Origin of the sequence: Streptomyces fumanus, assembly GCF_014655295.1 — a bacterium.
GTDB lineage: Bacteria > Actinomycetota > Actinomycetes > Streptomycetales > Streptomycetaceae > Streptomyces > Streptomyces fumanus.
Window position 1 is genome coordinate 86536 of the sequence record NZ_BNBI01000011.1, and the last position, 11737, is coordinate 98272.

Genomic DNA, 11737 nt, shown 5'->3' on the forward strand with positions numbered 1-11737 from the left:
CAGTGTTACGGGGAGAACAACCGTCATGATTGACCGACCAACGGAGTCCCCGTGTCGCTGCCACCCCTGGTCGAGCCAGCCTCTGAGCTCACCGTAGACGAGGTCCGCAGGTACTCCCGCCACCTGATCATCCCGGACGTCGGGATGGACGGGCAGAAGCGGCTGAAGAACGCCAAGGTGCTCTGTGTGGGCGCCGGCGGCCTGGGTTCGCCGGCGCTGATGTACCTCGCCGCCGCGGGCGTCGGCACCCTCGGCATCGTGGAGTTCGACGAGGTCGACGAGTCGAACCTGCAGCGCCAGATCATCCACAGCCAGTCCGACATCGGCCGCTCCAAGGCCGAGTCCGCCCGCGACACCGTCAAGGGCATCAACCCGTACGTGAACGTGGTCCTGCACGAAGAGCGGCTCGAGGCCGACAACGTGATGGACATCTTCAGCCAGTACGACCTGATCATCGACGGCACGGACAACTTCGCGACCCGCTACCTGGTCAACGACGCCTGCGTGCTGCTGAACAAGCCGTACATCTGGGGCTCGATCTACCGGTTCGACGGCCAGGCGTCCGTCTTCTGGTCGGAGCACGGCCCCTGCTACCGCTGCCTCTACCCGGAGCCCCCGCCCCCCGGCATGGTCCCCTCCTGCGCCGAGGGCGGCGTGCTCGGCGTGCTGTGCGCGTCCATCGGCTCCATCCAGGTCAACGAGGCCATCAAGCTCCTCGCGGGCATCGGCGAGCCGCTGGTCGGCCGCCTGATGATCTACGACGCCCTGGAGATGCAGTACCGCCAGGTCAAGGTCCGCAAGGACCCCGACTGCGCGGTCTGCGGCGAGAACCCGACCGTCACCGAACTGATCGACTACGAGGCGTTCTGCGGCGTCGTCTCCGACGAGGCCCAGGCGGCGGCCGCCGACTCCACGATCACTCCCAAGCAGCTCAAGGAGTGGATCGACGACGGCGAGAACATCGAGCTGATCGACGTCCGCGAGCCCAACGAGTTCGAGATCGTGTCCATCCCGGGCGCCCGGCTGATCCCGAAGAACGAGTTCCTCATGGGCACCGCGCTGGAGAGCCTCCCGCAGGACAAGAAGATCGTCTTGAACTGCAAGACGGGTGTCCGCAGTGCGGAGGTCCTCGCGGTCCTGAAGTCGGCCGGTTTCTCGGACGCCGTCCACGTCGGCGGCGGCGTGATCGGCTGGGTCAACCAGATCGAGCCGGACAAGCCGGTCTACTGAGACCAAAGCTGCTCCGCTTCCAGGGTGGGGGTCACCGGCACCGCGGGTGCCGGCGGCCCCCATCGTCGTCAGGAGCAGACCGTGCCGTCCCGAGGCCCGGTCCCGTCCAGCAGATAGGCGTCGACCGCGGAGTCGACACAGTCGCTCCCGCTGCCGTAGGCACCGTGCCCCTCGCCCTTCCAGGTGAGCACCACACCCACGTCCTCGCCCAGCTCGTCCGCCATCCTGCGGGCCCCCTCGTACGGGGTCGCCGGGTCGCCCGTGTTCCCGACCACCAGCACCGGGGCCGCGCCCGGCGCGCTCACCTCGGGCGTCTCGTGCTGTCCGGGCACCGGCCAGCCGTGGCACCAGCCGGCCGTGTCCCAGCCCAGGAAGGCGCCGAACACGGGGGAGATCCGCTCGAACTCCGGCAGCAGCCTCCTGGTCTCCTCCAGCGTGGGCCGCCGCTTGTCGTCCAAGCACGATATGACCCGTTGGGAGTGGGTCGTCGTGCCGTAGTGCCCCGACGGATCACGCTCGTTGTACCCGTCGGCCAGCGCCAGCAGCTCCGAACCGTCGCCGTCCTCGGCGGCCTCCAGCGCACTGGTCAGGGCCGGCCAGCTCGCCTTGCTGTAGAGGGGCAGCACGAGCCCGGTCAGGGCCAGCGTCTGGGTCAGCTCCCGCCCCGAGGACGAGGTGGGCAGCGGCTCCGCGTCGATCCGCTCCAGCAGGCCGGCGATCTTCCGTGTGCCCTGCTCGGGGTCCTGGCCGGTGGAGCGCAGATAGTCGTCCAGCGCCCGCTGGAAGCCCCTCGCCTGGTGCTCGGCGTGCCCGATGGTGTCGGCGGTCGGGTCCACGACCGCGTCCAGGACCATCCGCCCCACGTGCTTCGGGAACAGGTGGGCGTAGACCCCGCCGAGTTCGGTGCCGTAGGAGATGCCGAAGTAGTGCATCCTGCGGTCGCCCAGCACCTGGCGGAGCAGGTCCATGTCGCGGGCGGTGTCCGTGGTCGAGACGTGCGCGATCAGCTTGCCCGCGGAGCGCTCGCAGCCCTTGGCGAAGTCGGCGGCGTTCTTCAGATACGCCCGCTCCTCCGCCGGGGTGTCCGGGGTGGCGTCCACCGACTCGGCGGCCTGCGTCTCCTTGTCGCCCCGGCAGCGGACGCCCTCGCTGGCGGCCACGCCGCGCGGGTCCCAGCTCACCAGGTCGTACCGCTCCCGCAAGGAGGACGCGGTGTCGGCGTACGACGGCAGCATCGAGACGCCGGAGCCGCCGGGGCCGCCGAAGTTGAACAGCAGCGAGCCCGCGCGCCGCTCACCGCGGGCCTTGGTGCGGATCAGCGCCAGGCCGATCCGCTCGCCGTCCGGGTCGGCCCAGTCCAGGGGCACCTTGAGCGTGGCGCACTGCCAGTCGCCGCCCGGCGCGGGGCCGTCCGAGGTGGCCTCGCAGCGCCCCCAGTCGAGCCGCTGGGCCGTCAGCGGCCCGTCGCCCCCGCCGCCGTCCTTCCCGTCGCCGGACGAGCCGCCGCCGCAGCCCGCGGTCAGCAGTGCCGCGACCCCCGCCAGTGCCGTCCACCGCAGCCATCGCCCCATGTGTGCCCCCCTCACAAGCCGTCCGCACCGTGCCGCGGATGGCGGTCATGCCATGGTAGGCGGATCGGCGCGGACCCGCCGGGGCCTGTGGATAACGTTCTGACCTGCGAATTCTCGGGGTCGGAGGGTCAGGAGCAGACCGTGCCGGCCGCCGGTTCCCGGCCGTCGAGCAGATAGCCGTCGACCGCGTTCCGTACGCACTTGTTCTTGCTGTCGTAGGCCCCGTGCCCCTGGCCCTTGTACGTCAGCTCGATGCCGACCCCCTTGCCCAGGGCCCGCACCATCTTCCGCGCGCCCTCGTACGGTGTGGCCGGGTCGCCGGTGTTGCCGACGACCAGGATCGGCGGGGCGCCCGCCGCACCGACGTCGGGATGGTCGGCCGCGCCGGGCACCGCCCAGTCGGTGCAGCTCAGCAGGGACCAGGCGAGGTAGTCGCCGAACAGGCCGGAGGCGGCGCGGAACTCCGGCAGCTTCCGCTCGACGTCGGCCGGGTCGTAACGGGGCTTGTCGTCGGCACAGTTGATGGCGACGTTGGCGGCGGTGATGTTGCTGTACTCGCCGTTGTCGCCGCGCCCGTTCAGCGCGTCCGACAGCGCCATCAGGACCCGGCCGTCACCGTCGTACGCCTGTTCAAGGCCCTCGGTGAGGTACTCCCAGAAGTCCTGCGAGTACAGGGCCTGGGCGATGCCGCCGGTCGCGGCGGTCTGGGTGAGCCGGCGGGGGAAGACGCCGGGCAGGGGCTCGGCGTCGAGGTCCTTCAGGAGCCGGGCGATGCGGTCCTTGACGTCCTGGGCGCTGTCGCCGACCGGGCAGTCCTCGGTCTGGGAGACGCAGTGCTCGGCGTAGTTGTCGAGGGCCCGCTGGAAGCCCCTGGCCTGCCCGAGCGCACTCTGCTCCGGGCTCTGCGTCGGGTCGACGACGGCGTCGAAGACGGCCCGGCCCACCTTCTCGGGGAACAGGTGGGCGTAGACGCCGCCGAGTTCGGTGCCGTAGGAGATGCCGAAGTAGTGCAGCTCGTCGTCGCCGAGGACCTGCCGCATCAGGTCCATGTCACGGGCCGCGTCGGTGGTGCGCACGTGCGGCAGCATCTTCCGGGAGTTCTTCTCGCAGGCCGCGTTGAACTCCTCGGTGTTCCTGACCAGTCCGGCGCGCTCGGCGGCGTCGTCGGGGGTGGCGTCCTGCTGGAAGTACGCGTCGAGCCGGGCGTCGTCCAGGCACTCCACGGGCGCGCTGCGGCCGACCCCGCGCGGGTCGAAGCTGACCAGGTCGTAGCGGGTGCGCAGGTTGGCGTAGTCCCCGGCGAAGGCGGGCAGCGTGGTGACGCCCGAGCCGCCGGGGCCGCCGAAGTTGAAGACGAGCGATCCGATCCGCCGGCCGGCCTCGCCGCTCGCCCTCGCCCGGATCAGCGCGAGGCCGATCGTGTCGCCCTCGGGGTCGTCCCAGTCCAGCGGTGCCTTCATGGTGGCGCACTGCCAGGTGCCGCCGCCCGGCAGCGGCGAGGGCGCGGTGCCGCCGCCCTGCGCCTGGGACGGGGCGGGGCACTCCCGCCAGGTGAGCTTCTGCCGTGTCAGGTCCCCGTCGCCGGTGTCCTCTCCGCAGCCCGTGAGCGCCAGGGCCAGCAGCGCGGAGGTGACGGTGAGGGCGGCGGCGCGCTGACGGCGGGGATTCGGCATGCCCCCATCGTGCGGGCGCCCGGGACGCGGCGCTCGGGGCGCGGGCCGTACGGGGTACGCGGCGGGCCCGGCCCCGGCTACAGCGCCTGTTTCCGTGTCAGGTGGGTGAAGGCCAGCCAGCCCGGCAGCACCGGCAGCCACAGGGTGAGCAGCCGGAACAGCAGCACCGCGGGGGCGGCGACCTCCTTGGGGAGGCCGACGGCGATCAGACCGACCGTCAGGGTCGCCTCGACCGCGCCGACGCCGCCCGGGGTCGGCGCCGCGGACCCCAGGGCGTTGCCCGCCAGGAAGACGACGGCGACGCTGGTGATGCTGATGGAGGTCGACTCGTCGCCGAAGGCCCTGATCGAGGCGTCCAGGCACATCACGAAGCAGGCGGTGAGCAGCAGCATCCCGCCGATGCCGGTGATCAGCTTCTGCGGGCGCTGCAGCACGTCCAGCATGCGCGGGACCACCCCGGCGAACAGCGACCGCACGCGCGTGACGACGAATTTCCGCAGGAAGGGCACCGAGGTGACCACCAGGACGAGCACCGCCACCGTCAGCAGACCGGCGATGACCGTCCGGGACGGCGACAGGGAGGGCGTCTTCTCGGTGCCGGTGACGTAGCCGAAGGACAGCAGCATCAGGATGTGGCAGCCCAGCCCGAACAACTGCGAGGCGCCCACGCTGGCCACCGCGAGCCCGGGGCGCACGCCCGCGCGCTGGAGGAAGCGGGTGTTCAGGGCGACGCCGCCGACCGCGGCCGGGGCGACGATCTTCACGAACGACCCGGCGACCTGCGCGGCCACCGTCCGCACGAACGGCACCCGCTCGGGCACGAACCCCAGCAGGGACATCGCCGCCGCGACATAACTGGCCGCCGAGAACAGCACCGCCGCGGCGACCCAGCCCCACTCGGCGTTCGAGATCAGCGGCCCGAACTCGATGTGGGTGAGCTGCGTCAGCAGGAAGTACGCGCCGATCGCGCCGGCGATGAAGCTGATCAGAGTGCGCGGCCGGACCCGTTCCAGACGGGCCGGCTCGACGGGGGCCTGCGGCCTGATCCGCAGCACCTCGTAGCGGATCTGGGTGAGCAGGTCCTCCTCGCGGGCCTCGTCCAGGGCCTCGTCCAGCGCCCGCTTCTCGGCCCGCTGCTCCGCGCGTACGGCCTTCTTGCCGGGCTTGTCCCCGGCCGTCGCCCCGCCGGGCTCCCCGGCCGCCTCCAGGCGGGCCTGCTTGGCCTGCCTGGACGCCTCCAGGACGGCCTCGCGCTCGCGCTGGGACCGTTCCCGGGCCAGTCGGCGCAGCGTCGCGCGCGTGGAGCGGCTGAGCGCGATCGGCTGGAGCATCGGCAGACAGTCCGCGACGGCGTCCGGGCCGAGGACGCCGACCGCCGAGGCGACCGCCCGCTCGGCGCCGACCCGCAGTCCGAGGGTGACCAGGAGCTGGGAGACGTCCATGCGCAGCAGCAGGTCACCGGCGGCGATCTCGCCGATCCGCAGGTCGGTGAGGATCACACTGCCGGAACGATCCACCAGGATGGCGTCCCCGACCAGCCGCCGGTGCGCGATCCGCCGGGACTGCAGGGCCCGTACCTGCTCCCAGGTGCCGCGCAGCAGGTCGTCGGTGATCTCCTCGTCCGCCAGCGAGTCCAGGGTGCGTCCGCCGGTGTGCTCGTAGACGAGCATCACGGCGTCGGGGCCCAGCTCCGAGGTGGCGATCAGCTTGGGCGCGTTGGCTCCGGCCGCGATCGCCGCGTAGGCCAGCAGCGCCTCCTGCTCCAGCGCCTGGCGCAGCGACTGCAGGCTGCTGCGGGTGGCGAAGCCGCGCAGGGTCAGGTTGCGCCACGCGCGGTAGAAGAAGCCCTGGGCCTGCTGCTCCCGGTCGACGATCGTGACGTCCAGGGGCGGGCCGTCCTCCAGGGTGACGAAATAGCGCCGGCCGCGGTCGCCGGTCTCGGCGGAGTCCGCCGGGGCCTCCTCGCGGGAGGCGGTCACCGGGTGGAAGCCGACCCTCATCAGGCCCGCCATCAGCGTCCGCCCGGTGGGGCGGACGTTGGGGGAGCCGACCGCGTACAGCGTCCCGGAGGCCACGGCCCAGCCGATCAGCACCGTCAGGATGATGGAGAACGGTGTGGTGTAGCCGGTGACCAGCATCGACAAGGCGTACAGCAACAGGACGACCCACAGCACCGAGCGCCACCGGGGCCTGCGGGACATACCGACGGCCGTCATGTACGCGATGACCGGCGCCAGGTAGCCGTGCACGGGGTCGGTCAGGGCGTGCAGCTCCCCGGGCGCGGGCTGGGTGAGCGCCTCCTGAATGGAGCCGGGCGCGGCCTCGGCCACCCACAGGTCGGTGGCGAGCGTCACCCCGTGGGCGAGGACGGCGGCGAGCACGCCGTCGGCGATCCGCAGCCCGTCCCGCTTGATCAGCCGTTCGATCGCGAAGGCGACCGGCACCAGCAGGATCGCGATGCTGGAGACCAGACCCGCGATCCTGGTCAGCACATCGGGTGCCTGGCCGGTGCCCTTGTTGATGTCCTGTTCGAGGCCCGAGGTGGTGCCGTGCGCGAAGGCGGCGACGGCGAGCAGCACGGCGACGGCGAGCACGCCCACCAACAGGCGCATCAGATCGGAGGGCCGGTGCACGCGCGCGGGGAGCAGCGGCTCGTCGCCCTCGACCTCGTCGATGTGCGCGGTGTCCGCGGCGTCCGGCGCGGTACTGCCCGCGCCGCCCTCGCCGTCGGCCGTCTTCCCGGTGCCGGGACGCGCCGAAGCGTCAGAGGTGCCCTCCGTGTCCCCGGGTCGCACACCCTGCTGCTTCATCGTCTCTTCTTGCTCTCGTATCACCGGTCACCGCCCGCACGATGGTGGCATGCCGCACCGGCGGCCGGGGGCATCAGGGTCCTCAGGGTCCCCATGCGGGGCCGCACAGTCTGCCCCAAGCACCGCTGCCGGGCGAGGCACGCGAAGCGGCCACGCGCGTGCGTACCGGTGTCGGAGGGGTGCGGCAGGATGGAGCGGATGAGCGAGCGAAGCCTTCCGGACGACATCGGTCCAGAGCCCCGGGACGACACCGGTTCCGCGTCCTCGGACGACGTCGGTCCTGAGCCCTCGGACGACATCGGCCCCGAGTTCTCGGACGCGCTGCCGGAGTACGCCGAGCGCGTCCTGGACGCCACCGAGGCGATCCCGCCCGGGCGCGTGATGACCTACGGGGACGTCGCCGAGTGGCTGGGCGAGGGCGGTCCCCGGCAGGTCGGCCGGGTGATGTCCCTCTACGGCGGGGGCGTGCCCTGGTGGCGTGTCGTCCGCGCGGACGGCGTTCTGCTGCCGGGCCACGAACTGGAGGCGCTCGCCCGGTACCGGGAGGAGGGCACGCCCCTGAAGGAGGCGGGCAGGGCCGCGGAGGACCACCTGCCGCGCGTCGACATGAGACGGGCGCGGTGGGACGGCGGCGGACACGCGCAGGTTCACACCTGACAGCTTCCGCCATCGGACCGACGGGTGTGCGACCCGTGATCCGTACGAGGGAACCGGGAGACTCGGGGCACGTCGGTGGCATGACGTACGTTCGTGGGGTGGGGTACACACGCGCCGCGAGTGACGGGAGGGAAGAAGCGGAAGCTCCGCTGCCGGCCTTCCCGCCGGCGTAGCGTCGGCTGCACGTGTCCCCCTCACCCCGCGGCCACCGCCCACCCCGAGGGACGGCCGCCCCACCAGCAACCCCACCAGGACCGGCGAACCACGTGAGCTCCTCTTCCTCCGTCAGGCATCTGCCGCACCCCCAGGTGCGGCAGGGGACCCGTGGCGCTTACCGACTGGTCCGTACCCCGCCCGCGCGCGTGGACCCCCCTCATCTGGACGCCGCCCAGCGAGCGGTGGTTGACCACCGCGCCGGTCCGCTGCTCGTCCTCGCCGGCCCGGGCACCGGCAAGACCACCACGCTGGTGGAGTCCGTCGCCGAGCGCATCGCCCGCGGCGCCGACCCCGAACGCATCCTGGTGCTCACCTTCAGCCGCAAGGCCGCCGTCGAGCTGCGCGACCGCATGGCGCTGCGCACCGGCGCCGCGCGCGCGCCCCGGGCGACCACCTTCCACTCGTTCAGCTACGCCCTGGTCCGCGCCCACCAGGACAGCGACCTGTTCGTCGAGCCGCTGCGGCTGCTGTCCGGCCCCGAGCAGGACGTCACCGTGCGCGAGCTGCTGGCCGGCCAGGCCGACCTGGAGCGGCTCGGCCTGGCGCACGTGCGCTGGCCCGACGAACTGCGCGCCTGCCTCACCACCCGCGGCTTCGCCGACGAGGTCCGCGCGGTGCTCGCCCGCAGCCGTGAGCTGGGCCTCGGCCCGGACGCCCTGGCGGACTTCGCCCGGCGCATCGGCCGCCCCGACTGGCGCGCCGCCGCCGTGTTCCTCGCCGAGTACCTCGACGTCCTCGACCTCCAGGGCGTCCTGGACTACGCCGAACTCGTCCACCGCGCGGTGCTCCTCACCCACCGCGCGGGCGTCGCCGAACGCCTCGCCGCCCAGTACGACGCCGTGTACGTCGACGAGTACCAGGACACCGACCCCGCCCAGGTACGGCTGCTGCGCGCCCTGGCCGGCGGCGGACGCACCCTCGTCGCCTTCGGCGACCCCGACCAGTCGATCTACGCGTTCCGCGGCGCGGACGTCGGCGGCATCCTGGACTTCCCGCACGCCTTCCCCCGCGCGGACGGCCGCCCGGCACCCGTCCAGGTGCTGCGCACCTCCCGCCGCTCCGGGGCCGCCCTGCTGGACGCCACCCGGCTGCTGACCCGGCGCATGCCGCTGCCCCGCCTGCCCGCCGACCGGGTCCGCGCCCACCGCGAACTGACCCCGGTGCGCGACGGGGGCCGGGTGGAGGTCTACACGTACCCGACGGCCGGTACGGAACTGGACAATGTGGCCGACATCCTGCGCCGGGCGCATCTGGAGGACGGCGTTCCGTGGGGCGAGATGGCGGTCCTGGTCCGGGCCGGTTCCCGCACCATCCCGGCCGTCCGCCGCGCCCTGTCCGCCTCCGGCGTCCCCCTGGACGTCGACGGCGACGACCTGCCGCTGCGCCACGAACCGGCGGTGGCCCCGCTGCTCACGGCGTTGCGCGCGGTGGCGGGCGCGGAGGCGGGCGGCGGCGCGGACGGTGTCGGCGCGGGCGATGGGCCGGGTGGCGCGGTGGCGGGCGGCGGCGTGGAGGCGGGCGGCGGGCCGGGCGGCGCGGTGGCGGGTGGCGTGGAGGCGGGCGGCGCCCCGGACGGCGCCGCGGCAGGTGGCGGCCCGGACGGCCCGGAGACGGACAGCGCCCCGGACGGCGCGGTGCCGGGCGCCGGCCCGCGCGACCCGGACGCATGCTGGCTCGACACCGAGACCGCCCTCACCCTGCTCACCTCGCCCCTGGCCGGCATGGACGCCGCCGATCTGCGCCGGCTCGGCCGGGCCCTGCGCGAAGAGGCCCGGGCCGCCGGTCAGGTGCCGCCCCCGCCGTCGGACGAGCTGCTCGCGCGGGCGCTGGCCGAGCCCGAGCGGCTCGCCGTGCACGACCCCGCCTACGCGCGCGGCGCCCAGCGCCTCGGCGCGCTGCTGCGCAAGGCGAGGGAGCGCCTGGCGGGCGGCGGCACGGCCGAGGAGGCGCTGTGGGACCTGTGGAACGGCACCCCCTGGCCCGGCCGCCTGGAGCGGGCCGCCCGCCGCGGCGGCGCCGCCGGCCGCAACGCCGACCGCGACCTGGACGCCGTGTGCGCCCTGTTCGCGACCGCCGCGCGCGCGGAGGAGCGCACCGGCGGCCGGGGCGCCCTGAACTTCCTGGCGGAGATCGACGCCGAGGACATCGCCGCCGACACCCTCGCCCGGCGCGCCGTGCGCCCCGACGCCGTGCGCCTGATGACCGCCCACCGCGCCAAGGGCCTGCAATGGCGGCTGGTCGTCGTCGCGGGCGTCCAGGAGGGCCTCTGGCCCGACCTGCGCCGCCGGGGCTCCCTCCTGGAGGCGGACCGCATCGGCCGCGACGGACTCGCCGAACCGCTCAGCCCGGGGGCACTGCTCGCCGAGGAACGCCGCCTGTTCTACGTCGCCGCCACGCGCGCGCGTGACCGCCTCGTCGTCACCGCCGTCAAGGCCCCGGCCGACGACGGCGACCAGCCGTCCCGGTTCCTCACCGAACTCGGGGTCGAGCCCAAGGACGTCACCGGCCGCCCGCGCCGCCCCCTGTCCGTCGCCGCGCTCGTCGCCGAGCTGCGCGCCACCACGGTCGACCCCCGGGTCTCCGACGCCCTGCGCGAGGCCGCCGCCCGCCGTCTGGCCCGCCTCGCCGCGCTCGCCGACGAGGACGGCCGCCCGCTGGTGCCGTCCGCGCACCCCTACCGCTGGTGGGGCATGTTCGAGCCGACCGAGTCCAAGGTGCCGCTGCGCGACCGGGACCAGCCCGTCGTGCTGTCCGGCAGCGCCCTGGACCAGCTCGCCAACACCTGCGCGCTCCAGTGGTTCCTCGGCCGCGAGGTCAAGGCCGACGCCCCCGCCACCGCCGCCCAGGGCTTCGGCAACGTGGTCCACGTCCTGGCCGACGAGGTCGCCTCCGGGCACACCCCCGCCGACCTCGACGTCCTCATGGAGCGCCTGGACTCGGTGTGGAACGCGCTCGCCTTCGACGCGCCGTGGAAGTCCGAGCAGGAGAAGGCCCACGCGCGCGTGGCCCTCGAACGCTTCCTGAAGTGGCACGTCATGGACCGCACCGGCCGCACTCCGGTGGCCAGCGAGCACGACTTCGACGTCACGCTCACGGCAGGCGAGTACGAGGTGCGCGTCCGCGGCCAGATGGACCGCGTGGAGGCCGACGGCGAGGGCCGCGCCTATGTGGTCGACTTCAAGACCGGCAAGCAGGCGCCCAGCTCCGCCGAGGTGGCCCGCCACCCGCAGCTCGCCGTCTACCAGCTCGCCGTCCGCGAGGGCGCCGTCGACGAGGTCTTCGACGGCGCCCGGCCCGAACCCGGCGGCGCGGAACTCGTCCAGTTGCGGCAGGGCGCCGCCAAGCGGGACGGCGGCGAGACGCTGCCCAAGGTGCAGGCCCAGGAACCCCTGGAGGGGGAGTGGGTCGGCGAGCTGCTGGCCACGGCCGCCGGCAAGGTCCTCGACGAACGGTTCACCCCGACCGCGGGACAGCACTGCGCGCACTGCGCGTTCCGGGCCTCGTGCAGCGCCCGGCCGGAGGGCCGCCACATCGTCGAGTGACCGGCGTGACCCATCGCACCCCAGGGGCTGACCTGCGC

The 11737-nt window shown here is 73.7% G+C and carries 6 protein-coding genes; 3 read left to right on the forward strand and 3 right to left on the reverse strand.

The window, feature by feature from the left end; translation table 11 throughout:
* The first annotated feature begins 51 nt into the window (after window positions 1-51).
* On the forward strand, window positions 52-1230 hold the full coding sequence (gene moeZ, locus IE316_RS24410; protein ID WP_190206609.1) for an adenylyltransferase/sulfurtransferase MoeZ: 1179 nt from the start codon (window positions 52-54) through the stop codon (window positions 1228-1230).
* Window positions 1231-1298: 68 nt separating this feature from the next.
* Here moeZ and IE316_RS24415 read toward each other — a convergent pair whose 3' ends face one another.
* The 3 genes from IE316_RS24415 to IE316_RS24425 form a co-directional block, all read right to left on the reverse strand.
* Complete coding sequence (locus tag IE316_RS24415; RefSeq protein WP_190206610.1) at window positions 1299-2801, reverse strand: alpha/beta hydrolase; 1503 nt, start codon at window positions 2799-2801, stop codon at window positions 1299-1301.
* A gap of 128 nt (window positions 2802-2929) precedes the next feature.
* Window positions 2930-4474 (reverse strand): alpha/beta hydrolase, encoded by a 1545-nt coding sequence (locus IE316_RS24420; protein ID WP_190206611.1) that lies wholly within the window; start codon window positions 4472-4474, stop codon window positions 2930-2932.
* A 77-nt stretch (window positions 4475-4551) separates the two neighbouring features.
* Window positions 4552-7284, reverse strand: a complete 2733-nt coding sequence (locus tag IE316_RS24425) for a lysylphosphatidylglycerol synthase transmembrane domain-containing protein (protein ID WP_190206612.1) — start codon at window positions 7282-7284, stop codon at window positions 4552-4554.
* A 198-nt stretch (window positions 7285-7482) separates the two neighbouring features.
* Between IE316_RS24425 and IE316_RS24430 the strand changes: the two genes are divergently transcribed.
* Window positions 7483-7941: an MGMT family protein gene (locus tag IE316_RS24430; protein WP_190206613.1), complete on the forward strand. Its 459-nt coding sequence runs from the start codon at window positions 7483-7485 to the stop codon at window positions 7939-7941.
* Between the two features lie 266 nt (window positions 7942-8207).
* Entirely contained in the window at window positions 8208-11699 is a 3492-nt protein-coding gene (locus IE316_RS24435) for an ATP-dependent helicase (protein ID WP_190206614.1), read from the forward strand.
* The last annotated feature ends 38 nt before the right edge of the window (window positions 11700-11737 follow it).

Excerpts from the sequence above, each read along its gene's own strand:
- IE316_RS24425 (WP_190206612.1), bottom strand. The coding sequence starts at position 7,284 with ATGAAGCAGCAGGGTGTGCGACCCGGGGACACGGAGGGCACCTCTGAC.
- IE316_RS24430 (WP_190206613.1), top strand. The coding sequence starts at position 7,483 with ATGAGCGAGCGAAGCCTTCCGGACGACATCGGTCCAGAGCCCCGGGAC.
- IE316_RS24420 (WP_190206611.1), bottom strand. The coding sequence starts at position 4,474 with ATGCCGAATCCCCGCCGTCAGCGCGCCGCCGCCCTCACCGTCACCTCC.
- IE316_RS24415 (WP_190206610.1), bottom strand. The coding sequence starts at position 2,801 with ATGGGGCGATGGCTGCGGTGGACGGCACTGGCGGGGGTCGCGGCACTG.